Consider the following 20,792-nt stretch of genomic DNA (forward strand, 5'->3'; position numbering starts at 1 on the left):
GCGCAAAGCCGATTCCACTTTGACGGGTCTTGCTCTAGTCATTCCCGCCATGACCGAGACCGCCACGGCTGCGCCCGTTCGCCCCGCTGAGATCGCCGCCTATCTGGCCGCCCGGATGTGCCACGACTTCATCAGCCCCGCGAGCGCGATATCGTCGGGCCTGGACCTGCTGGACGACCCCTCGGCGCACGACATGCGCGACGAGGCGATGGGCCTGATCACGTCCTCGGCGCGCAAGCTGGCCGACCTGCTGTCATTTTGCCGCGTGGCGTTCGGGGCCTCGGCCTCGGCTGAGACCTTCGACGTGCGCGACCTCGACAAGCTGGCCAGCGGCGTCTTCGAGCACATGCGCGCCACCCTCGAGTGGGCGGTCGATACGCCTGCGGTGAACAAGCCCGCCGCCCGGGCCCTGCTCAATCTGGCCCAGATGGCCGGCGCGGCCCTGCCGACCGGCGGCGTGGCCAAGGTGCGCGCGGTGCAGGAGGGGAGTTCGCTGGCGATCGCCGTCGAGGCCACCGGTCCGCGTGCGCGGCTGCGCCCTGAGGTGCTGGCGGGCTTGCAAGGCCAGCCGCTTGGCGAGGGCCTGCACGGCCACTGGGTCCAGGCCTACTACACCCACCTCTTCGTCACCGACGCCGGCGGCCGCGTCTTCGCCGACGTCCAGGAAGAGCGGGTCATCTTCGCCGCGACCATCCCGGCGTAACGCGCCGCAGGCGCAATCATTGAAACGCGGAAAAGCGCGGAAGAGGCCTTGCCTGCTGACCTTCTGCGTTTTCCGCGGTTGATTCTATTCGGCGCTGGCGCGCCGGGGCGGCCGAAAAGCTTGCGCCGCCGTATCTCCGGGTGTTGCGATTGCAAGATGGGGCCTCGGGCCTAAGCTCAAGCTGATGTTCAAGTTCGCGAGGTGTGCGGCCGCCCTGGCCGCTGGGATCGTCCTGATGGCGGGCGGCGCCGAAGCGCGGCCCTTCACGGCCAAGGACCTCGCCCTGCTGGACAGGGTGGGCGACCCGCAGCTGTCGCCCGACGGCCGTTTCCTCGCCTACACGCTGCGCGCCACCGACTGGGCCAACAACCGCGGCGTCGGCACGGTCTGGGTGCTGGACCGCAGGAGCCCGCGGCTCCCGCGCGTGCTGGCGATCTCGGACAAGGCGGCCACGGCGCCGCGCTGGTCCTCCGACGGCCGCACCCTTTACTTCCTCTCGGCCCGCACCGGCCTGCAGCAGGTGTGGCGGACCGATTCCGACGGCGCAGCGGCGGTCCAGGTGACCAACCTGCCCGTGAACGTGGCCAGCTACCGCGTCTCGCCCGACGGCGGGACCCTGGTGGTGGCCGCCCACGTCTTCGCCGACTGCGACACGCTCGCCTGCAGCAGGCAGCAGGCCGAGACGCGGCGCAGCAATCCGGTGACGGCCCAGGTCTACGACCGGCTGCCGATGTTCATCTGGGACGACTGGCAGGACGGCGAGCGCTCGCAGTTGTTCGCCCTGAAGCTGGACGCCAACGGCGCCGCCTCGGCAGAGCCCGTGCGCCTGATGAAGGGCTTCGACGCCGAGGCTCCCGACAAGCCGTTCGGCGACGACCGCGACTATGCGGTCTCGAACCGCGAGGTGGTCTTCTCGGCGCTGGAGCCGGGCGCCCCGTGGGGGGTGGCCGCGCACTACAAGCTGTTCACCGCCCCGCTGGACGGTTCGGCCGCGCCCCGCGCCCTCGACGCCGGCGACACCGCCTCGTCCACCAAGCCCACGCTCTCGGCCGACGGGACCCGGCTGGCCTTCCTGCGCCGCAAGGAGGCGCGCGAGGACCTGCGTCCGGCGATCATGGTCCGTGACCTCCGCACCGGCGCTAGCTTCGAGGCCGCGCCGGGTTTCGATCGCTCGGCCGACGCCATCCGCTGGAGCCCCGACGGCAAGACGATCTACGCCACCATGGCCGACCGCGGCCGCACCCGCCTGTTCGGCATAGACGTGGCGCAGCGCCGGGTCACCGGCCTCACGGGCAGCGGCAGTGTGACCGCCTTCACCGCCGCCGGCGAGCGGCTGGTGGCGGTGCGCGACAGCCTGACCGGCCCGGGCCAGCTGTACGAGATCGGCCGCAATGGCTCGGAAGCGCTGCTCGCCCGCCACAACGCCGCGTCGATGAAGGAGTTCGAGCTGCCCCCCGCCGAGCAGTTCACCTTCAAGGGCTGGAACGACGAGACGGTCCACGGTTACGTCCTGCCGCCCCAGGGCTTCCAGCCCGGGAAGAAATACCCCGTCGCCTTCCTGATCCACGGCGGCCCGCACGGCAGCTTCGGCGATGCCTGGAGCTACCGCTGGAACCCACAGGTGTGGACCGGCATGGGCTTCGCGGTGGTGATGATCGATTTCCACGGCTCCAACGGCTACGGCGAGGCCTTCGCCAACTCGATCGTCAACCACTGGGGCGACCGGCCGCTGGAGGACCTGCAGAAGGGGTGGGCCGCGGCGCTCGCCAAGCATTCCTACCTCGACGGAGCCCGCGCCTGCGCGCTGGGCGGCTCGTACGGCGGCTACATGGTGGCCTGGATCGCTGGCGTCTGGAACGAGCCCTGGAAGTGCCTGGTGAACCACGCCGGCGTCATGGAGACCCGCACCATGGCGCTCACCACCGACATCCCGAGCTTCTCCGAGTACGAGAACGGCGGCCTCGTCTGGGACCGCAACGAGGACTTCGAGCGCTTCAACCCGCTGAACAAGGTCGCGAACTGGAAGGTCCCGATGCTGGTCGTGCATGGCGGGCGCGACTACCGTGTGCCGGCGTCCCAGGGCCTCGCCGCCTTCACCGCCGCCCAGCGCAAGGGCGTGCCCTCGCGGCTGCTCTACTACCCGGACGAGAACCACTGGGTGCTCAAGCCGCAGAACTCCGTGGAGTGGTATCGCAACGTCGAGGTCTGGATGCGTCGGTGGCTCGAGGAACCTCCGCCGAAGTAGGCCTGCGTTGGCCGGGCGTTAACCAACTGGGCGCGACATAGACGGGCGTAGTCCTGGAGCGCCCGTGAAGACCTGCCTCGTCGTCGACGACAGCCGCGTGATCCGCAAGGTGTCGCGCCGCATCCTCGAGGACCTCGGCTTCGAGGTGGCCGAGGCGGGCGACGGCGTGGAGGCGATGGCCTGGTGCACGGCCGTCATGCCGGACGTGATCCTGCTCGACTGGCAGATGCCGGTGATGGACGGCCTGCAGTTCCTGAAGCGCCTGCGCAGCGAGCCGGGCGGCGACGGGCCGAAGGTCGTGTTCTGCTCCGTCGAGAACGATCTCGACAAGATCCGCGAGGCGCTGGACGCGGGGGCCGACGAATACATCATGAAGCCTTTCGACGGCTCGATCGTGGCCGGCAAGCTCGAGTACCTGGGGCTGGCCGCGTGATCTCGGCCGCCGACCGCGCCTTCATCTCCGACCTCTGCCGGACCCGCGCCGGCCTGCAGGTCGACCCGGAGAAGGGCTACCTTATCGACAGCCGCCTGGGGCCGGTGGCCCGGCGCGAGGGCTACGCCACGCCCGAGGTGTTCATCGAATTCCTGCGCGCCGGGGCCGACGAGCGTATGGCTTGGGCGGCCGTCGAGGCCATGGCGCTGCCCGAAACCGAATTCTTCCGCGACCGCGCCGTGTTCAGCCACCTCGTGGAGGACGTCATTCCCGAGCTGGCGCGCGCCCGTGAAGGCCAGCCGGTGCGGGTCTGGAGCACGGCCTGCGGCACGGGGCAGGAGGTCTATTCGCTGGCCATGCTGCTGGCCGACAAGCCGGGGTTCGCGGGCAAGGTCGAGATCTACGCCTCCGACCTGTCGGAACGCAGCCTGGAGAAGGCGCAGTCGGGGCTCTACTCGCAGTTCGAGGTGCAGCGCGGCCTGCCGGCGCGCATGCTGGTGCGCCACTTCGAAAAGCGCGGAGAGTCCTTCGCCCTCTCGCCGAGGATCCGCCAGATGGTGCGCTGGCGCCGTGTGAACCTCGTCGACGACCTCGCCCGCTACGGCCAGTTCGAACTGGTGCTGTGTCGCAACATCCTGGGGCAGCTCGCCGACGCGGCGCGCCTCAAGGTTCACGATCAGCTGAAGTCGGCGCTCGCGCCCGGCGGCCGGCTGGTGCTGGGCCTCAAGGACGAGGCGGTCGACCTCGCGCCGGTGACGCCCGCGACCGGCGTCTTCGCGGCCGCGGCCTGAGGCGGCAAAGAGAAGGGCCCCGCCGAGACGAGGCCCCGTTCAAGCAACGCTCTGGATTTACTTCTTGGCGTCTTCCGCCGTGTCGGTGACCGCCTGGCCGGCGGACTCGACGTCCTTGCCGGCGCCGGAGACGGTGTTGCAGGCGGCCGTGGCCATGCTGGCGGCGAGGACCGCCATCAGAAAGATCTTACGCATCGGAGAGTCTCCCGGGGTTCAGCTTGGGTCCCGTGGCAACGGTTCAGGCGGCGGCGCGGTTCCCCCGGGCGGGCGGGGCGGCGCGCTCGGCTGACGGGGTGGGGAAGATGAGGCGGGCGGTGATCCCGCCCTCGGCGTTGCGGGCGAGCTCGGCCCGGCCGCGAAGCTGACGGGCGAAGGCTGTCATCAGCGTCCGGCCCACGCCGGTGGACACCAGCGCGTCCTCGCCGGCGTCGCCGTCGTCCGAGATCTCCAGCTCGGCCTCCTGGCCACGGACGGTGAAGTTCAGCTTCAGCACCCCGCCGCGCGCGGCGAAGGCGTGCTTCTGGGCGTTGGTGATGGCCTCGACGGCGAACAGGGCCAGCGGCGCCAGCCTGTCGGGGTCGATGACCAGCGGGTCGACCTTCAGTTCGGTGCGGACCGCCAGGCCGTGCGACAGCTCGCCGTTCACCAACTGGGCGGTGAGCTCCTCGAGGAACGGCCGCAGGTCGACGCGCTTGAGGTCCGGGCCCTGGTATAGCGCGCGGTAGATGAGCGCCAGGGCGGTGATCCGCTGGCGGGTGTCGCTCATGGCCGAGCGGGCCGCCGGGTCGGCCAGCGAGCGCTGCTGCATGTTCAGCAGGCTGGAGATGACCTGCAGGTTGTTCTTCACCCGGTGGTGGATCTCGCGCATCAGCGCGTCCTTCTGGGCGAGGCTGTCGCGTAGGCTCGCGTCGCGGCCCACGATGGCGTCGGCCATGTCCTCCAGCGTCTCGGCCAGCTCGCGGATCTCGGGCGGCATCTGCTCGGCCTGCACCGGCCGCACGCTGAGCCGGCCGCGCGCATAGAGCGCCGCGATCCGCTGCAGGTAGGCGATCCAGCGGATCACCACCCGTTCGGCCACCACCGACACCGCGATCAGCGCCAGGAGGAAGGTCAGCAGCGGGAAGACGATGCCGGTCAGCGGGTTCAGGCGCGCCCACGAGAGGATGCCGGGCGACTGGGCCGAGAGCACCACATAGACCTCGTCGCCGACCACCGGGGCTGCGGAATAGACCCGACGGCGGTCCTTGCCGTCGCGGCCGTACCAGACGAGCGTGCCGCGCGCCTCGACCTTGGCGCGCCAGTCGGTCGGCAGGCGCGGAAAGGCGCCGGGATCGGTGGTGGTGATGTAGCGGCCCGTCTTCTCGACCAGGCCCACCTCGGCGCCCTTGGGCAGGGTCGGGTCGGTCACCGGCGGCTGGAGGCTGGAGAGCGCGATCACCGCGGTGAAGGCGCCGTCGAACGCCCCGTCTGCGGCGGTGGCGCGCGCGGCGGTCAGCACAGTCGGCTCGTTGGCGTAGGCGAGGTTCGTCTCGCGAGTGACCGCGAAGTTGCGACCGCCCGCCAGTTCCTGGAACCACGGCCGCTGCGCGCGCTGGGGGTCCGCGGGCACCGAGCCCGCCGCGCAGATGACGCGCCCCAGCCGGTCGAAGCGGACGAGGTTCAGGTAGCCGGGGATGCGCGCCACCACGTCGCCCAGCCGCTCGGTGCACTGGTAGCCGACCGCGCCGGGGGCCAGTGTCTGCAGGAGGATGTCGGCGCTCTCCATGCGCGCCCGGGCGGTCGCGGCGCTGCGCTCGGCCGCGAACCCCAGGTTCTGCCGCAGAACCTGGCCCTCGCGCTGGAAGCCGATCGCCGACTGCAGCGCGCCCAGGAGCAGCACGGGAAGCAGCGCGGCCGCGAGGGCCGCGATCAGGCGCACCCGGATCGTGCTCAGAGAACTTCCGGGCAACCGGTCCTCCTGGCTAGCGGACGCTGCTTAGGCGCTCCGCGTCGGCCAGGATAGACCGCATGGCGTCGCCTGCGGAGGCGCCATCGCGCGCATAGGCGCCGTCCTCCAGGATGGCGTGCAGTGCGCGCCGCGCCCGGCTGACCCGACTCTTGACCGTGCCGACCGCACAACCGCAGATCTCGGCGGCCTCCTCGTAGGCGAAACCGCCCGCGCCCACGAGGATCAAGGCCTCGCGCTGCTCGGCCGGCAGCATGGCCAGGCCCTGGCGCAGCTCGTCCAGCGCCACGGGCGCCTCCGGATCGTCCACGGCCACCAGCGTGCGCTCGGCCGCTTCCTGGTCCAGCTGGCTCTGCCGCCAGGACCGGCGCTTCTCGGAATAGAACTGATTGCGCAGGATCATGAAGGTCCAGGCCTTCATGTTCGTGCCCATCTGGAAGCTGGCGCGCGCGTCCCAGGCCTTCATCATGGCGTCCTGCGCCAGGTCGTCGGCCGCGGTGGGATCGCCGCAGAGGGTGCGGGCGAAGGCGCGCAGGTGCGGGATCAGCTGCACCAGCTCGCGTTTGAACGTCGCGTCCTCCTCGGGTGTGCGGGGCGCGCGGGATGTAGCGGGGGCAGCTTCCATCAAGCCTTCTCCGAGCCGCGCTCGTCGGCCCGCCGCAATATCTCCAGGAACTCGTCCGGGACGTCCTCGTTGACGACCTCATCGAACATCTGGCGCAGGCGCACACCGATGGCCTGCTGGCGCAGGCGGGCTTCATCCAGGGCTGCGGATGCCTTGCGGCGCTCCGGTGACGGACGCTGTTCGATCATGTCCTCGGCGCTCCGCTCACGCGGAGTCCGCCCCCTCTCGTGGTCCTCGTCGCCGCTCAACGCCTTCGCCCTGCTCCGGGTTCCATCAACCTTGACCATCAGGATGCTGAAATCCGGGCATAATTGGAACCGGTTCCCTGAGGCGGCGTTTTCGGAGCATCATAGGGAAGCTGCCAGGGAGCGTCTTGCCCTGTGGGCTGCCCGGCATGTTGCAACACGGGAGGGGTCACCCTTGAGTCTTCTAGCCCGACTGGCGCCGCATCTTCCCTACGTGCGCCGCTATGCGCGCGCGCTCACCGGCGATCAGTCCACGGGCGACCACTACGTCCGGGTCGCGCTCGAAGCGCTGGCCGCCGGCGAGCGGACGCTCGCGGACAACATGACGCCACGTGTCGCGCTCTACCACGTCTTCCACGCCATCTGGTGCACCTCGGGCGCCCAGCTGGAGGGGCCGGCCGAGGACGACCTCACGGTCGACGACGCCACCCGCCGGCTGATGCGGATCGCGCCGCGTTCGCGCCAGGCGTTCCTGCTCACCGCCCTCGAAGGCTTCACGCCCACCGAGGCGGCCCAGATCCTGGGCGCCGACTTCCCCGAGGTCGAGCGGCTGATCGCCGAGGCCCAGGCCGAGATCGACGCCGAACTCGCCACCGACGTGCTGATCATCGAGGACGAACCTGTGATCGCCGCCGACATCGAGGCCCTGGTCACCGAACTCGGCCACAGCGTCGTCGACATCGCCGCGACCCGCACCGAGGCGGTGGACGCGGTGGCCCGCAAGACGCCGGGCCTGGTGCTCGCCGACATCCAGCTGGCCGACGGCAGCTCGGGTATCGATGCGGTGAAGGACATCCTGCAGCGCTACGACGTGCCGGTGATCTTCATCACCGCCTTCCCCGAGCGGCTGCTGACCGGCGAGCGGCCCGAGCCCACCTTCCTGATCACCAAGCCCTTCCAGCCGGAGACGGTGAAGGCGGCGATCGGCCAGGCGCTGTTCTTCCATCCGCGCAAGGCGAGCCGCCAGGCGGCCTAGTCCGGCGTACGGATTCAAGAAGGGCGCCGCTCTCCGGAGCGGCGCCCTTTCTGTTGGATGGCCGGATCCTAGGGCTTCTTCTGCGGGGTCGCCGGCGGAGGTTCGGGCGTGTCGAACGTCTGGGCTTGTTGCTGCGCCTCGAGCTTGGTGGGCTCGGTGGCCGCGAGCTCCGGCCCGCGCCAGGTCCAGGCTGCGAACAGGCCCAGCGCCGCGAGCAGGGTGCCGAACACAAGCACCCAGAAGACATGGCGGCCCCAGCGCCCCTGCCGCGCGCGCGTGGCGTTCAGGGTCGGCCGTTGGCTGTCGCGCGAAAACGTCATGGGACTCTCCTACTGGGACGGGAAGTAACTGAACGGACCGGTCCGGGGTTCGTTCACGCCGGCCGGCGTGGTGAGGTAGCCGATCAGCCCGCTGGCCAGCGCCAGGCTTGCGATCGCGCCCACCACGGTCCAGCGGCGCCGCGCGGCGTCGCGACGGACGCTGGGTCCGCGCACCAGCCGGAGGCCCTTGGTGGCGACGAGGGAACTGCGCATGGCAGACGCCCTTTCCTTCCGCTCGCGCCGCCCGGAGGCGGTGCGGCCCACGTCGCTAACGCGCATGGCGAAGCCGGCGTTCCGGCGCCGAGGCGGGGCGAAAAAACATGCCGAAAAAAGTGAACGGCGGTCGGAACGCTTACGGGGCGTGTGTGTTCTATGTCTGCGGAGGCGGCGACGCCCCCCCCGACTTGAGGCTGGCGAGCATGCCAGTCTGCCGTCTCCGCAACCCTTTTCTCGATGATGCACACCTGGGCGGGTCCTGAGGGACCCGCCCATTTTCTATGGGCCAATGCCTCGGGCGAGTCGCGGCGAAGCCGCACCTGTCAACCGCAGAGATCGCGGAGATACGCAGAGAGTTCCGGAGCGAACCGGTCCTCTGCGATCTATGCGGTTAGGATCGACGCGCCTGCGGCGCTACTTCGGCTTCGACAGCTTCAGCGTGACGTCGGCGCGGCGGCGGACGGGGGCCTGCTCGCCGTCCTTGTTCACTGCGCCCGCCTGGCCGGCGGCGGCGACCTCGAACTCTGCGGCCGGGAGCCCGGCCTTCTCGACGGCGTCTGCCACCGAGGCCGCCCGCTTCTTCGACAGCTCGAGGTTGCTCAGCGGGTCGCCGGCGGCGTCGGCCAGCCCCAGCACCCGCACGGCGTCCACCTTGCAGCCCTTGGCCTGGGCGGCGCTGGCGGAGATGACCCGGCGGCCCTCGCGGGTGATCTCGGCGTCGTTCGGTTCGAAATAGACCGGCACGGTCAGGTCCTGGCAGACCTTGGGTGCGCGGACGATCCGGTCGCGGGCGCTCTTCATGCTGGCGCAGCCGCTCAAGCCCATCGCCAGCACCCCCATCGCCAGCATGGGTCCGGCCACGATCGCGCTCTTGGTCATGAATCCCTCCAGCGAAAAGGGCGGCCGGATACCTCCGACCGCCCTTGTCTTACGCCTTAAGTCCGCCCGGCGTCAGCGGGGCGTGCCGTTCTCCCAGTAGTACCGGCCGGTGCCCGGGTCGTAGTAGTAATAGCGACCCGCGCGCTCGTCGTAGTACTGCCTGCGATTGGGCGAGGAGGCGCCGCAGCCGCCGTCTTCACGGCAGCCCTTCACGGCGCCCGCGACCGCGCCGACGCCGGCGCCGACTGCGGCGCCCGTGCCGACGCCCACGTCGCCCGAAACCGCGCCGATGGCTGCGCCGGTCAGCGCGCCAAGGGCGGCCCCGCCGACCGCGTTGCGTTCGGTGTTGCCGGTTGTGGTGCAGGCCGCGGCCAGAAGGCCGGCGCCCGCAATGGCGATAATAGGCTTCAACATGCCGAAGGCTCTCCTTTGGGGTGTCCCCTGAGCCGCACAACGCGCCGCCCTACGGCGCAGTTCCTATCTGGAACCAAGCCCCTCGGGCGCCGTTGCACCGGCGGCACATCATCCGGAGACCCGAGCCGTGACTTCCTACAGCGAACACGACCATGAGCGCAGGGACCTGCGCCAGGCTTACGAGCTGGGCCGCCGGGACGCCCGGCGGGCACGAAAGCGCCACCCCGTTCTGATGACTTTCACCATCGTCGCGGCCCTCATCGGCCTGCTCGTTCTGGCGCTGGCCGCCGTGAACGGCTCGTTCGGCAGCGCCGGCGTGGTGGTCGACCAGAACCTCGCAACCGCCGCCGACCGGGCCGAACCGGTGGTCCGCGGCGCCGCCGCCGGCGCCGGCGAGGCCGTTCGCGACGTGACCGCCACCGATCGGACCGAAGCGCCTGCCACCCGGTAAGCCGACCACGGGGGCCGCCCTCACCGAAGAACGTCCCCGCCTCGGCAAGGTCGAGGTGGTGATCAACGTCGCGTCCGGCGGCGTCGGCCCCGACGCGCCGGCCGAGATGGCGCGCCTGCTGGCCGAGTTGGGGATCCGGGCCGACATCCACGCCTGTGCCCCGAGCGAGCTGCGGAGCCAGCTGCGGGCCAGCCTGGACGCCGGTCCGGACCTCCTCGTCACGCTCGCCGGGGACGGCACGGTGCGCGCGGCGGCCGAGCTCGTCGGGCCCGACGGACCACTGATCGCGCCGCTGCCGGGCGGGACCATGAACATGCTGCCAAACGCCGTCTACGGCGGCCGGCCCTGGCCCGAGGCCCTGCGGCTGGCTCTGGAGGCCGGGCGCGAGCGCGACCTGGGCGGCGGTTGCATCGAGGGCCACCGCTTCCTCTGCGCCGCCATCCTGGGCTCCCCGGCGCGCCTCGCCCCTGCCCGCGAGGCGGCGCGCGAGGGCGAGTTCGGCGCGGCCTTCCGCCAGGTCCGCAGCGCCGTTGAGCGGGCGTTCACCGGCCGGCTGCGCTACCAGCTCGACGGCAGGCCGCGCGCCAAGGCCGAGGCCCTGGTGCTGATCTGCCCGATCGCCTCGAAGGTGATGCGCGCCGAGGAGCCGGTGCTGGAAGCCGCCGCCCTCAACGTCCGCGGCGCCGGCGAGCTCATTCGCCTGGGTCTGAACGCCCTGGTCCGCGACTGGCGCATCGATCCGGCGGTCGACGACCAGTTCTGCCGCGAGGCCCGGGTCTGGTCGGCCCATCGCATCCCTGCGATTCTCGACGGCGAGACGGTGACCCTGCCCAGCCTCTCCGAGATCCGCTTCGACCCCAAGGTCTGCCGGGTCCTGACCCCGCCGAAGGAGGACCGATGAAGGTCCGCCTCGCGCACCTGTCGGATATCCACTTCGGCGGCGAGAACGTCGGCGCGGTGGCGGGGGCGGCAGAGCGGATCCGGGCCGGGGGCTTCGACCTCACCATCGTCTCGGGCGACCTCACCCGCTTCGCCGAGAAGCCGGAGTTCGAACTGGCGGCCGCCTGGCTGGCCGACCTGCCCGGGCCGCGGCTGGTCACGCCGGGCAACCACGATGCGCCCTACCTGGCCTGGGCCGAGCGCATCGTCGCCCCCTTCCGCCGCTACGAGCGCTATATCGGCCCGGCGCCGGCCCAGGCCTGGCGGGCGCCGGGGGTAGCGGTGCGCGGCGTCAACACCGCCCGCGGCGCGCAGCCCCGACTGAACTGGTCCAAGGGGCAGATCTCGGTCCGTCAGGCCCGCGCCGCGGCCGCCTGGTTCGAGCCCGGCGACGGCCTGCGCATCGTCGTCGTCCACCATCCCCTGATCGAGATGATCGGCGGGCCGATGACGTCCAGGGTCTGGGGCGGGGAGGCGGCGGCGGCGGTGTTCGCGGAAGCGAAGGTGGACCTGGTGCTTTCGGGGCATATCCACGCCCCCTTCACCTGGCCCTATCCGCACGGCGACCGGCGGACCTATGCCGTGGGCGCCGGCACCCTGTCGGTGCGCGAGCGCGGTGTGCCGCCCGGTTTCAATGAGGTCGAGGTCGAGGACGGCTGCATTCGCGTCACCGCCCTCGCCTGGACGGGCTCGCACTACGAGCCCTATCGGAGCTGGGCGCTCGACAAGCGCCCAGCCTAGTTAAAGGGGTCCGGGCCCCACGCCGCGGCCGCGCACCAGGTGCAGGACCAGCGAGACGACGAACAGGACCAGGAAGACGAAGAACAGGATCTTGGCGATCCCCATCGCGGCGCCGGCCACCGAGGTGAAGCCAAGCACGCCGGCGATCAGGGCGACCACCAGGAAGGTCAAAGCCCAACCGAGCATGTCACAATCTCCGTTCACAGCCTTAAGCAGCTGCGGCTAAGGCAACGCTCGGAGGGGGCCGCCGTTCCGCGGCTATTTCGGAGGCTTGCTCGCGTTGCCGGCCACGAAGGCGCTGACCACGGCGGTGACGATGGCCGGATTGCGGATCAGTACGAAGGCGGCGGCCGCGCCCACGCCCAGCGCCGCGAGCGGATGCGATCTGGCGAGGTCGATCACCTGCTCGACAGGCGTCGGCGGCGGCGCGGTCGTCGACGCCTTCGGGACCACCTTGCGGGTCGCGAGCCACGCGGCGACCAGGGCCACCACGGCGAACGCCACCGCCACCGCCGCCGCGGCGCCGGCGGGCGACAGCCACTGCTCCGCCACCGCGTAGACGGCGTAGGACGCCGCCACGACGCAGACGGCCACAGCCGCCGCCACCGCGGCGACCGCGGCGGTCAGGTTCAGGACGCGGTTGATCAACGCCGCGAGGCGATCAGCATGCCGATCAGCACGCCGATGCCCAGCGCCGCCCCGGTGGCGGCGAGCGGGCGGGCGCGGATCTGTTCGCTGGCGATGCGGGCGGCTTCGTCGACCTGTTCGCCGGCCACGTCGGCATAGACGCGGCTTTGGGCGCGCAGCTGCTCCAGGCCCTGCTGGACGGTGGCTTCAATGCGCTTGGCGGCGTCGGCGATGGCCTTCTGCGCTTCGGCGGCGATCTTGGCGGCGCTGTCGGCGGCCGCGTCTTCGGTCGTCACTTGGCCGGCCTTGGCGGGCATGGGTCGTCTCCGGACTGGGAATGCTCCCGGATTGAGGAGCTGGACTAGAGGCTGCGCAACATAGGGCCTTGAACGTCCCGCCGCAAAGAGGCCCGCTAGAAGCCACGGAAGATTGCCTTTCTTGCCGGTCGCGTCACCGAAAGCATTTTTCTATGTTGGCTGCATGACTCGCGAATTGGGCGACCGTACCCGCCTTGGACTCGCCCTGCAGGCCGCAGGCCTCGGCGAGTTCGAGTGGGACTTCGCGCGCAACGTCTTCATCGTCAGCGAGCGCATGGCCGCGATCACGGGGATCCCGGCCGGCGAGCGCCCCGCGCTGGACGGCGCGGCGCTGGACGAATACGTCCATCCCGACGACCTCGAGGCGTTCCGCGAGCGCCGCGTGGCCGATTCGATGTCGGCCGACAGCTTCACCAACACCTTCCGCAACATCCGGCCCGACGACGGGCGCACCATCTGGGTGCGCGTCAGCGGCGTCATCGAGCGGGGGGCGAACGGCCATCCCATCACGCTGATGGGCATCGTCCAGGACGTCACCCAGCTGCGCCGCGAGGAGGAAGAGCGCCAGAACCTGATGGCCGAGCTGGACCACCGGGTGAAGAACGTGCTGGCCGCCGTGCAGGCGCTGGCCCAGCAGACCGCCAAGCGCACCACCTCGCTGGACTCGTTCCTCACCACGTTCGGCGGCCGCCTGAAGTCGATGGCCTCGGCGAACGAGCTCCTCACCGCGGCCCGCTGGCGCGGGGCCGCCATCGACCACCTGACCGCAGCTGAGCTGGGCGCCATCGCGCCCGGCCAGACGCGCTGGGAAGGTCCCGAGCTCTTCCTCACCCCGCGCGCCGCCAACGCGCTCTCGCTGGCCCTGCACGAGCTGGCCACCAACGCGGTGAAGTTCGGCGCGCTCTCGGTCGAGACCGGCCACGTCGACGTGCGCTGGACGGCGCGCCGCAACGGCGGCTTCGAGCTCACCTGGACCGAGTCCGGCGGCCCCACGGTCACGCCACCCATCCGTCGCGGGTTCGGCGCCACCCTCCTGGACCAGGTCACGCCCCGCGAGCTGAACGGCGACATCCGCGTCGAGTACCGCCCCGCCGGCGTCACCGTCCGGATCGAGGCGGGCCCCCAGGCGGTGGCCGAGCGGCCCGACGTGGTGCCCGAGGTCACGACGGCCCGCGTCACCGAGACCGTCCCCACCTCGCGCGGGCCCACCAGCCTCAAGGGCGCCCGGGTGCTGATCGTCGAGGACGCGGTGCTGCTGGCGCTGGAGCTGGAGACTGGGCTCTCCGAAGCCGGCGCCCAGGTCGTCGGCCCGGCCTACGAGCTGGAAGAGGCCATGGCGCTGCTGGGCCAGCCGATCGACGCCGCCGTGCTCGACGCCAACCTCAACGGCCGCTCGGTGACGCCGGTCGCGGAGGTCCTGCACCAGCGGAAGATCCCGTTCGTGTTCGCCACCGGCTATGGCGAGACCGGCGGCGCGCCCGGCGGCTTCGAGGCCCCTGTGATCCGCAAACCGTACGATGTCACCCAGGTGGCGGCCGCTGTCGCCGAGCTTCTCGCAGAACGCTGATTCCGTTCACTATAAGCTGCGCCGCAATGCCGCGCGGCGAGATCGCGCTGAGACAAGGCGCCACCTCTGCAAGTCGTTCGCAAGGCCCTATCGGTCTCGCCAAGGGGGCCCGCGGCGTATCCGCGGGGGCCGGGCCGGCGGCCATGGGGAATCGCCCGGAATCAGGCGACCCGCCCTCTGCGCTCGGTCCGCGGCATAGGTCGCGGGCCGGCCGCTCCCCTCGCCGCGAAGCGGCGTTCCATGAGGGGTTCTCAGATCACGCCCTTCGCGCGCAGCTCGCCGAGCCGCTCCGGCGTGCAGCCCGCCCGGGCCGTCAGCACCTCGTCCGTATGCTGCCCCAGCGCCGGCCCCGGCCAGCGGACGCGGCCAGGCGTCGCCGACATGCGCGGGAAGGCGTTTTGCATCCGGACCGTTCCGAACACCGGGTGTTCCACCGACACGATCGCCTCGCGCGCGGCGTACTGCGGGTCCTCCAGCATGTCGGGCGCGCGGAACACCCGGCTCGCCGGAATGCCCTGGCCCTCCAGCAGCGCCAGCAGGTCGCCCAGCACGAACCCGCTGGTCCACGCCGCGATGATCCCGTCCAGCTCGTGCTGGTTCACGCCCCGCGCCGCATGGGTCGAAAACTTCGGGTCGTCCTTCAGGTCCGGCCGCCCCATCGCCTCGGTCAGCCGCGCATAGACGTTGTCGCCGTTGCCTCCGATCAGGATCATCTCGCCGTTCGCGCACGGATAGGCGTTCGACGGCGCGATCCCGGGCAGGATCGAACCCGACCGCTCGCGCACATAGCCGGTCAGGTCATATTCGGTGACCAGGTTCTCCATCACCGCCAGCACGCTCTCGTACAGCGCCGCATCGATCACCTGGCCCTTGCCCGTGCGCTCGCGAGCGTGCAGCGCCATGGTGATGCCCATCACCGCGTGCATGGCCGCCAGGCTGTCGCCGATCGAGATCCCCGCCCGCGCCGGCGGCCGGTCGGGCTCGCCGGTCACGTGGCGCAGGCCTCCCATCGCCTCGCCGATCAGGCCGTAGCCGGCCCGCTGCGAATAGGGCCCCGTCTGTCCGAAGCCCGACACCCGGGCCATGATCAGCCGCGGGTTCTCCGCCGACAGCGACTCGTAGGAGAGGCCCCACTTCTCCATCGCGCCCGGCCGGAAGTTCTCGATCAAGACGTCGGCCTGGCCGATCAGCGTGCGCGCCAGCGCCTGGCCCTCGGGTTGGCGCAGGTCGATCCCCACCGACTTCTTGTTGCGCCCGATCACCGGCCACCACGGCGACAGCCCCTTGGGCAGGCTGCGGCCCCACTGCCGCATGGGATCGCCCGCCTTGGGGTCCTCCACCTTGATCACCTCGGCCCCGAAGTCCCCCAGGATCTGCCCGCAGAACGGACCGGCGATGAGCGTGCCCAGCTCGACGACCACCAGGTCGGCGAGGGGGCCCTGGGCGGTAGGTGCGGCGTCGGACATAGCCCACGCCTTAGCAGGGATGACGTAGCGCGGGGGAGACCCCGCCGGCGGGGATCGGGTCTGAGGCGGCTTTCGGGCGCCGCCTCAGACCCGCAACGGCGCCCGTTTGTGCACCCCGGCGCCGAACCGACGTCTCAGGCCGTCGCCACGCGCCGCCGCCGGAGGAGGGCGCCCGCGGCCCCGAAGCCCAGGATCATCATCGCCCAGGTCGACGGCTCCGGGATGGCCGCGTCGGTCCTGACCCTGAAGTTCGAGCCGTCCGCGAGCGACAGGTTCGGCAGCAGGTTCTGCTCGACGTCGGCCTGCGCCTCCGGGCTGATCGTGACGTTGAAGGTGTGGCTGGCGTCCGTGGCGCCGTAGGCGGCCCGCAGCACCGCCAGCCGCGCCCAGACGTAGAAGGTCTCGCCGGGATTGAGCAGGAAGGTGTCGGCGCCGGTGCAGGAGCTGGTGGTGACCGGCAGGTACTGGACGCTGCCGTCGGTCGCGCCGCCCTGCGGGGCCGGGTTCGCCAGCGCCAGCGCGCCGGGCGTATCGCAGGTGGCGGCGAACTGGCCGAACTGGCCGGGCCCGGTGGCCGACTGCCACCATTGCGCCGAGACGGCGGGGTCGAGGATCGCGCTGGTGGTGATGGCGAGCCCCGCGCTCACGACGCCCGGGTTGCTGGGGTGCGCAAAGAGTTGGTAGTCGACCAGGCCGGTGAAGGCGTCGAGCGGGATGACCAGCGCGTTGTCGCCCGTATTGGTGTAGCCCTGCACCGCCTGGGTGGCGGCGAAATTGACGGCGATCGTCAGCGGACCGCCCCCGAAGCCGGTCGCCCCGCCTGACGCCCCGCCCAGCGCGTAGGCCTTCAGCACCGGCAGGCCCAGCGTCCCGTCGCCGGCCTCGGCCGACGCCCAGGCCATGCCGTAGTCGTAGGGCGTGGCCGCGCTGTAGTCGTCGCGATAGACCGACGCGTTCGTGTAGTCGGCGTTGGTTTCGACGAAGCTCTCCCGGCGCAGCACGGTCGGCCCTGTCGGCTGGCCGCAGGTCGAGCCCGGGACGCACGTGCCGACCTGGGCGGTGGCGTAGCTCCAGGTCATCTCGTCGTCGGCGAAGGCCGCGCCGGCGAACCCGACGGCGCCCGCGAATGTAGCTCCGGCCAACAGCCGGATGGTCGTCCGATAGGCAATCATGTGAAATCCCCCTACGCGCTGGCGTCGCGGGGAGCGCCCAACAGGACGGCGCCCCCTAGCCAGCCTCGGGCTCGACGTTAAGCTTGGCGGAATTCATAGCCCATTAGACCGGATGGCCTACTCACGTGCCGTTGCTAGCAAGGGTTCGCGCCTAAGTGCTTCGCGTGACTGGAAAAGCCCGGCCGCCGATCGCCCCCGAAAGCCTCGCGCTCCGCGACCAGGTCCTGGTCAACGAAGCGCGGACGGAGATGAAAGGCAGCCTGGCCGCCTGGATCGGGCTGGCCGTCGTCACCGCCTTCCTGGCGTTCGAGTTTGCGGGCAAGGCCGAACCGGTCGGCTACGTCCTGTGGCTCGGCACGATCACGGCGTTCCTGACCGGCTGGCTGATCAGCTGGATCCGCTTCGTCCGGCGTCCGCCCGGCGACGAGGCGATCCTCGCCCACCTGATCCCCCGCGCCAAGGCGGGGATGACCCTGTGCAATATCGCCACCGCCGGCAGCGTCTGGGTGTTCCTGCCGGCCGCGGGCCCCGAGCTGCGGGCCCTGCTGCTCGTGCTCTACGCCTGGTACCTGATCGTCCAGTTCGCCGCGGCGACCGAGGCGACCCAGGTCCTGAAGAGCGCCGTCGTGCTGGTGCTCGGGTCGCTGATCGCCTGGCTGCTGGTCGCCCGCCCGCCCTATTTCCTGCCGCTGTCGCTGTTTCTGCTGCTGTTCGGCGCGACGCTGATCGCGATCCGGCGCTTCGTGCGCGAGGCGGTGACGACGGCTGACGCCGCCCGGCGCGAGCTGGCCGCCGCGCTCGTGAGCCTCGAGCGGGAGCGCGATGCGAAGACCCACTTCATCCGCGCCGCGTCCCATGACCTGCAGCAGCCGCTTCAGGCCGCGTCGCTGTTCCTCGACCGGGTGAAGCCGGGCGGGCGGGCGGGCGACCAGGCCCGGTCGCTGGGCGGGCTGCGGCAGGCCCTGACCGCGGCGCGCGCCCTGGTGGCTTCGATGCTCGAGCATCTGAAGCTGGAAGGCGGCGCGGTTCGGCCCGACATGACGGCGCTTGCGGCCGGCGAGGTCTTCGACCGCGTGCTCCTGACCCAGGGCCCGGCGGCGGCCGCGGCGGGCGTGCGCATCTCGACGGTCGGCCGACGCATCGCGCTGCGCGCCGATCCGCTGCTGCTGGCGCGCGCGCTCGAGAACCTGGTGGCCAACGCCATCCGCCACTCGGGCGGGCGGCGCATCCTCCTGGGGGCGCGGGCGCGGGCGGGCGAGGTCACGATCTGGGTCGTCGACGACGGCCGCGGTCTGGCCGCCGGCGACGCGGCGCGCATCTTCAGCCCCTTCGAACAGGGCGCGCACGTGGGCGAGGCCGGCGGGTTCGGCCTCGGCCTCGCCTCGACCCAGGGCCTCGTCGCGCTGATGGACGGGACCTGCGGCGTGCAGGCCGGCCTGACGCAGGGCGCGGCGTTCTACATCCGGCTGTCCCCCGCCGGGGCCGACCGCCAGGATGACGTGCGATGCGCGGCCTGATCTGCGACGACCACCCGCTGATGCGCGAAGCGCTGGCCGCGGCGATGCGCGATCGCTGGCCGGGCCTGGTCCTCGACGAAGCCCATGATTATCCGACCGCGTGGGCCCAGGCCGAGGCGGGGCCGGACTTCTGCCTCGTCGACCTCGGCATGCCCGGCGCAGACCCCGTGGCGGGCCTCGCCGAGCTGCGCGTCCGGGCCCCGAACTGCACGCTGCTGGTGCTGACCGGTCTCACGGATGCGGCCCTGCTGCAGGCGGTGCGGGCCTGCGGGGTCGCCGAGCTGTTCTCCAAGAACACCGAGGCCGACGTCCTGATCGACGCCATCGCGACGGCCGTCCCGGGCCTGCAGGCCATGGCCGCCGCGCGCCTGCCGCCGCGCCAGCAGGAGGTCCTGGGGCTGCTGGCCGAGGGCCTCACGAACAAGGAGATCGCCCTGAGCCTGGGCATCTCCCCGGCGACCGTGAAGATCCACGTCGCCCGCTTGACCAGTTGGCTGGGCGCCGTCAACCGAACCGACGCCGTCGCCCGCGCCCAGCGCGGCCGGCTGATCTAGCGGGGGACGCTGGCCATGTCTGGGCCTGCCGCTTCGCCACCACGTCCGTTCCTGACGCACCGCCATGGCGCACTGCCGCCATGCCCGCGCCGCTCCCCGACCGCAACGGCCTCAAGGCCGAGATCCTGCGCCGGGTGGCGGCCGGCGAGACGCTCAAAGCCGTCTGCGCCTCGCCCGGGATGCCGCGGCCGCGCACGGTCTATGGATGGACTTGGACCGACGCGAGCTTCGACGACGCGCTGGCTGAGGCGCTGCGGAAGGGCGAGTGGCTCCGTCACCGGGCCTTCGACGAGGACAAGGCGCGCGCGTTCCTGGCGCGGCTGGCGGCGGGCGAGCCGCTGACGCAGCTCGTGAACGAGCCGGCGATGCCCAACGAACTCACCCTGCGCCACTGGCGGATGGAGCAGGGGCAATTCGGCGCCGAGGTGCGGCGGTTGGTGCGCATGCACCAGGTCGCGCGGGGCGTCGCCAGGGGCCAGGCGCGGCTGGCGCGCTACCGGCCCTGGAACGAGGCGGAGGGCGACCGCGTGCTGGTCCGCGTGGGCCGCGGCGAACCGATCCCCGGCCTCTGCCGCGGCGATCCCGGCCTGCCCGAGCCCTGGCTCATCGAGCGCTGGCGGCGTGAGAGCCCCGAGTTCGCCCACGATCTCGCCCTGCACATCCAAACCGGCCGCCGCAAGCGCCCGAGCCGCCACGCAGCGAGGCGGCGCGAGGCGGTGGTCGAGGCGCTGATGATGGCCATCCTCAGAGGTGGCACGTTCAACAGCCTGCAAGGCCGGAACGGCTTCCCCACACGCCGCACCCTCGGCAGGTGGGTGCGCAAGGACCCGGAATTCGCGAAGGCCGTCGCCCGGGCCTGCCGCGACCGTGAGGACGCCCTGCTCGCCGCCCAGCTCGACATCCTCGACCGCGCCGGAAGCCTCCCGATGCGCAGCCTACGCCGTCTGCTGGCCCCGCTCCGCCGCCGCGTCGCGAGCCTGCGCACACGCCCGGGCTTCCGCCGCAGTCGGCGCGGCTGACTACGGCTCCTTCGCCGAGGTGAGCGAGGTGTCGACCATGATCTCGGCGGAGATGTCCTCGAGGGCGCCCTGGACCTTGTTCGCCGCAAGTCCCGCCGGCAGGCGCAGGCGCGCCTCCATGTGGAACAGCGGAGCGCCGGAGTGCGGCTCGGCGCGGATGCGGGTGTCGAGCGCCTCGATGTTCACATCGAGCGCGCTCAGGGCCGCGGTGACCAGCCGGACGATCCCGGGCCGATCCTGTCCGACCAGGCTGAGCTGGAGGACCTCGCCGCTCGCGACGGTCGCCTCGGCCGCATCGGCGATCCGGACGTCCAGGCCCTCGACGTCCACCGCGCGCACGGCCGCGCGCAGGTCGTCCACGCGGTCGCGGTCGATCGCGACCAGCACCGATCCGACGTAGAGCCCGCCCAGCCGGCTGAGGTGGCTCTCGAGCCAGTTCCCGTCGGCCGAGAGGACCGCGCGCGCGAGCGCTTCCGTGAGGCCCGGCCGGTCGCTGCCGATCACGCTCAAGATCACCGAAGCCACGCGTTCTCTCCCTGCCTTGCTGCGCCGGCCATGAGAGGAGCTTTGCGGCAGACCCTCAAGTGCGACGGCAGGGCCCGATCCGTGAATGTCGCGCCGCGCCGTCTC

Annotated in this window: 25 protein-coding genes and 1 pseudogene; 12 read left to right on the plus strand and 14 right to left on the minus strand. The window is 71.5% G+C overall.

Features of this window, described 5'->3' with window-relative positions:
- The first annotated feature begins 49 nt into the window (after positions 1-49).
- The 4 genes from chpT (at position 50) to VGD44_RS12385 (ending at position 4,172) form a co-directional block, all read left to right on the plus strand.
- Positions 50-703, plus strand: coding sequence for a histidine phosphotransferase ChpT (gene chpT, locus VGD44_RS12370; protein ID WP_331087393.1), 654 nt, complete (start codon positions 50-52; stop codon positions 701-703).
- 184 nt (positions 704-887) lie between these two features.
- Positions 888-2,948 (plus strand): S9 family peptidase, encoded by a 2,061-nt coding sequence (locus VGD44_RS12375; RefSeq protein WP_331087395.1) that lies wholly within the window; start codon positions 888-890, stop codon positions 2,946-2,948.
- 64 nt (positions 2,949-3,012) lie between these two features.
- The gene (locus VGD44_RS12380; RefSeq protein WP_331087397.1) at positions 3,013-3,381 is read left to right on the plus strand and encodes a response regulator; all 369 of its coding nucleotides are present in this window, start codon (positions 3,013-3,015) and stop codon (positions 3,379-3,381) included.
- A complete protein-coding gene (locus VGD44_RS12385; RefSeq protein ID WP_331087400.1) occupies positions 3,378-4,172 on the plus strand; it encodes a protein-glutamate O-methyltransferase CheR in 795 nt (264 codons plus the stop codon). Before VGD44_RS12380 ends, VGD44_RS12385 begins: the two co-directional genes overlap by 4 nt.
- A 57-nt stretch (positions 4,173-4,229) precedes the next feature.
- Here VGD44_RS12385 and VGD44_RS12390 read toward each other — a convergent pair whose 3' ends face one another.
- Genes VGD44_RS12390 through VGD44_RS12405 form a run of 4 tightly spaced genes read right to left on the minus strand, consistent with a single transcriptional unit; the run spans position 4,230 to position 6,930 of the window.
- Positions 4,230-4,367 carry an entericidin A/B family lipoprotein gene (locus VGD44_RS12390; protein WP_331087401.1) on the minus strand — a complete coding sequence of 46 codons (138 nt, stop codon included), beginning with the start codon at positions 4,365-4,367 and terminating at the stop codon, positions 4,230-4,232.
- A gap of 43 nt (positions 4,368-4,410) precedes the next feature.
- A complete protein-coding gene (locus VGD44_RS12395) occupies positions 4,411-6,120 on the minus strand; it encodes a sensor histidine kinase (RefSeq protein ID WP_331087403.1) in 1,710 nt (569 codons plus the stop codon).
- Positions 6,121-6,133: 13 nt separating this feature from the next.
- Positions 6,134-6,742 (minus strand): sigma-70 family RNA polymerase sigma factor, encoded by a 609-nt coding sequence (locus tag VGD44_RS12400; RefSeq protein WP_331087405.1) that lies wholly within the window; start codon positions 6,740-6,742, stop codon positions 6,134-6,136.
- The gene (locus VGD44_RS12405; RefSeq protein WP_331087407.1) at positions 6,742-6,930 is read right to left on the minus strand and encodes a NepR family anti-sigma factor; all 189 of its coding nucleotides are present in this window, start codon (positions 6,928-6,930) and stop codon (positions 6,742-6,744) included. The genes VGD44_RS12400 and VGD44_RS12405 overlap by 1 nt, the downstream gene beginning before the upstream one ends.
- 232 nt (positions 6,931-7,162) lie before the next feature.
- Here VGD44_RS12405 and VGD44_RS12410 point away from each other — a divergent pair, with 232 nt between their 5' ends.
- Positions 7,163-7,963 (plus strand): response regulator, encoded by an 801-nt coding sequence (locus tag VGD44_RS12410; protein WP_331087409.1) that lies wholly within the window; start codon positions 7,163-7,165, stop codon positions 7,961-7,963.
- A 68-nt stretch (positions 7,964-8,031) separates the two neighbouring features.
- Here the strand turns inward: VGD44_RS12410 and VGD44_RS12415 are convergent, their stop codons facing one another.
- From VGD44_RS12415 to VGD44_RS12430, 4 genes are all read right to left on the minus strand, one after another.
- A complete protein-coding gene (locus tag VGD44_RS12415; RefSeq protein ID WP_331087411.1) occupies positions 8,032-8,283 on the minus strand; it encodes a hypothetical protein in 252 nt (83 codons plus the stop codon).
- Positions 8,284-8,292: 9 nt separating this feature from the next.
- Entirely contained in the window at positions 8,293-8,496 is a 204-nt protein-coding gene (locus VGD44_RS12420) for a hypothetical protein (protein WP_331087413.1), read from the minus strand.
- A gap of 417 nt (positions 8,497-8,913) precedes the next feature.
- Positions 8,914-9,378, minus strand: a complete 465-nt coding sequence (locus VGD44_RS12425; protein WP_331087415.1) for an OmpA family protein — start codon at positions 9,376-9,378, stop codon at positions 8,914-8,916.
- A 72-nt stretch (positions 9,379-9,450) separates the two neighbouring features.
- The gene (locus VGD44_RS12430) at positions 9,451-9,792 is read right to left on the minus strand and encodes a YMGG-like glycine zipper-containing protein (RefSeq protein WP_331087417.1); all 342 of its coding nucleotides are present in this window, start codon (positions 9,790-9,792) and stop codon (positions 9,451-9,453) included.
- A gap of 127 nt (positions 9,793-9,919) precedes the next feature.
- On the opposite strand from VGD44_RS12430, the gene VGD44_RS12435 reads away from it, so the two are divergent.
- Genes VGD44_RS12435 through VGD44_RS12445 form a run of 3 tightly spaced genes read left to right on the plus strand, consistent with a single transcriptional unit; the run spans position 9,920 to position 11,923 of the window.
- The gene (locus tag VGD44_RS12435; protein ID WP_331087419.1) at positions 9,920-10,243 is read left to right on the plus strand and encodes a hypothetical protein; all 324 of its coding nucleotides are present in this window, start codon (positions 9,920-9,922) and stop codon (positions 10,241-10,243) included.
- 58 nt (positions 10,244-10,301) lie between these two features.
- Positions 10,302-11,144 (plus strand): diacylglycerol/lipid kinase family protein, encoded by an 843-nt coding sequence (locus tag VGD44_RS12440; protein WP_331087421.1) that lies wholly within the window; start codon positions 10,302-10,304, stop codon positions 11,142-11,144.
- A complete protein-coding gene (locus VGD44_RS12445; protein ID WP_331087423.1) occupies positions 11,141-11,923 on the plus strand; it encodes a metallophosphoesterase in 783 nt (260 codons plus the stop codon). The genes VGD44_RS12440 and VGD44_RS12445 overlap by 4 nt, the downstream gene beginning before the upstream one ends.
- On the opposite strand, the gene VGD44_RS12450 is transcribed toward VGD44_RS12445, so the two are convergent.
- From VGD44_RS12450 to VGD44_RS12460, 3 genes are all read right to left on the minus strand, one after another.
- Positions 11,924-12,109: a DUF1328 domain-containing protein gene (locus VGD44_RS12450; RefSeq protein ID WP_293481988.1), complete on the minus strand. Its 186-nt coding sequence runs from the start codon at positions 12,107-12,109 to the stop codon at positions 11,924-11,926.
- A 72-nt stretch (positions 12,110-12,181) separates the two neighbouring features.
- On the minus strand, positions 12,182-12,571 hold the full coding sequence (locus VGD44_RS12455) for a hypothetical protein (protein WP_331087428.1): 390 nt from the start codon (positions 12,569-12,571) through the stop codon (positions 12,182-12,184).
- The gene (locus tag VGD44_RS12460; protein WP_331087430.1) at positions 12,568-12,867 is read right to left on the minus strand and encodes a glycine zipper domain-containing protein; all 300 of its coding nucleotides are present in this window, start codon (positions 12,865-12,867) and stop codon (positions 12,568-12,570) included. Before VGD44_RS12460 ends, VGD44_RS12455 begins: the two co-directional genes overlap by 4 nt.
- A gap of 175 nt (positions 12,868-13,042) precedes the next feature.
- Here VGD44_RS12460 and VGD44_RS12465 point away from each other — a divergent pair, with 175 nt between their 5' ends.
- On the plus strand, positions 13,043-14,434 hold the full coding sequence (locus VGD44_RS12465) for an HWE histidine kinase domain-containing protein (RefSeq protein ID WP_331087432.1): 1,392 nt from the start codon (positions 13,043-13,045) through the stop codon (positions 14,432-14,434).
- Positions 14,435-14,685: 251 nt separating this feature from the next.
- On the opposite strand, the gene VGD44_RS12470 is transcribed toward VGD44_RS12465, so the two are convergent.
- Both VGD44_RS12470 and VGD44_RS26520 read right to left on the minus strand, forming a co-directional pair.
- Positions 14,686-15,900 carry a CoA transferase gene (locus tag VGD44_RS12470; RefSeq protein ID WP_331087434.1) on the minus strand — a complete coding sequence of 405 codons (1,215 nt, stop codon included), beginning with the start codon at positions 15,898-15,900 and terminating at the stop codon, positions 14,686-14,688.
- A gap of 134 nt (positions 15,901-16,034) precedes the next feature.
- Positions 16,035-16,130, minus strand: a pseudogene (locus VGD44_RS26520) (PEPxxWA-CTERM sorting domain-containing protein); the annotation flags it as partial.
- Positions 16,131-17,236: 1,106 nt separating this feature from the next.
- On the opposite strand from VGD44_RS26520, the gene VGD44_RS12480 reads away from it, so the two are divergent.
- From VGD44_RS12480 to VGD44_RS12490, 3 genes are all read left to right on the plus strand, one after another.
- Positions 17,237-18,589: a HAMP domain-containing sensor histidine kinase gene (locus VGD44_RS12480; RefSeq protein WP_331087438.1), complete on the plus strand. Its 1,353-nt coding sequence runs from the start codon at positions 17,237-17,239 to the stop codon at positions 18,587-18,589.
- The gene (locus tag VGD44_RS12485; RefSeq protein ID WP_331087440.1) at positions 18,577-19,143 is read left to right on the plus strand and encodes a response regulator transcription factor; all 567 of its coding nucleotides are present in this window, start codon (positions 18,577-18,579) and stop codon (positions 19,141-19,143) included. The genes VGD44_RS12480 and VGD44_RS12485 overlap by 13 nt, the downstream gene beginning before the upstream one ends.
- An 80-nt stretch (positions 19,144-19,223) precedes the next feature.
- Positions 19,224-20,162, plus strand: coding sequence for a hypothetical protein (locus tag VGD44_RS12490; RefSeq protein ID WP_331087442.1), 939 nt, complete (start codon positions 19,224-19,226; stop codon positions 20,160-20,162).
- Here VGD44_RS12490 and VGD44_RS12495 read toward each other — a convergent pair whose 3' ends face one another.
- A complete protein-coding gene (locus tag VGD44_RS12495; protein WP_331087444.1) occupies positions 20,163-20,687 on the minus strand; it encodes a glycine cleavage system protein R in 525 nt (174 codons plus the stop codon).
- Between the last annotated feature and the right edge of the window lie 105 nt (positions 20,688-20,792).

This window comes from Phenylobacterium sp., from assembly GCF_036402295.1.
Lineage (GTDB): Bacteria > Pseudomonadota > Alphaproteobacteria > Caulobacterales > Caulobacteraceae > Phenylobacterium.

Excerpts from the sequence above, each read along its gene's own strand:
- chpT (WP_331087393.1), top strand. The coding sequence starts at position 50 with ATGACCGAGACCGCCACGGCTGCGCCCGTTCGCCCCGCTGAGATCGCC.
- VGD44_RS12375 (WP_331087395.1), top strand. The coding sequence starts at position 888 with ATGTTCAAGTTCGCGAGGTGTGCGGCCGCCCTGGCCGCTGGGATCGTC.
- VGD44_RS12390 (WP_331087401.1), bottom strand. The coding sequence starts at position 4,367 with ATGCGTAAGATCTTTCTGATGGCGGTCCTCGCCGCCAGCATGGCCACG.
- VGD44_RS12400 (WP_331087405.1), bottom strand. The coding sequence starts at position 6,742 with ATGGAAGCTGCCCCCGCTACATCCCGCGCGCCCCGCACACCCGAGGAG.
- VGD44_RS12405 (WP_331087407.1), bottom strand. The coding sequence starts at position 6,930 with ATGATCGAACAGCGTCCGTCACCGGAGCGCCGCAAGGCATCCGCAGCC.
- VGD44_RS12415 (WP_331087411.1), bottom strand. The coding sequence starts at position 8,283 with ATGACGTTTTCGCGCGACAGCCAACGGCCGACCCTGAACGCCACGCGC.
- VGD44_RS12420 (WP_331087413.1), bottom strand. The coding sequence starts at position 8,496 with ATGCGCAGTTCCCTCGTCGCCACCAAGGGCCTCCGGCTGGTGCGCGGA.
- VGD44_RS12425 (WP_331087415.1), bottom strand. The coding sequence starts at position 9,378 with ATGACCAAGAGCGCGATCGTGGCCGGACCCATGCTGGCGATGGGGGTG.
- VGD44_RS12430 (WP_331087417.1), bottom strand. The coding sequence starts at position 9,792 with ATGTTGAAGCCTATTATCGCCATTGCGGGCGCCGGCCTTCTGGCCGCG.
- VGD44_RS12445 (WP_331087423.1), top strand. The coding sequence starts at position 11,141 with ATGAAGGTCCGCCTCGCGCACCTGTCGGATATCCACTTCGGCGGCGAG.
- VGD44_RS12450 (WP_293481988.1), bottom strand. The coding sequence starts at position 12,109 with ATGCTCGGTTGGGCTTTGACCTTCCTGGTGGTCGCCCTGATCGCCGGC.
- VGD44_RS12460 (WP_331087430.1), bottom strand. The coding sequence starts at position 12,867 with ATGCCCGCCAAGGCCGGCCAAGTGACGACCGAAGACGCGGCCGCCGAC.
- VGD44_RS12470 (WP_331087434.1), bottom strand. The coding sequence starts at position 15,900 with ATGTCCGACGCCGCACCTACCGCCCAGGGCCCCCTCGCCGACCTGGTG.
- VGD44_RS12485 (WP_331087440.1), top strand. The coding sequence starts at position 18,577 with ATGCGCGGCCTGATCTGCGACGACCACCCGCTGATGCGCGAAGCGCTG.
- VGD44_RS12490 (WP_331087442.1), top strand. The coding sequence starts at position 19,224 with ATGCCCGCGCCGCTCCCCGACCGCAACGGCCTCAAGGCCGAGATCCTG.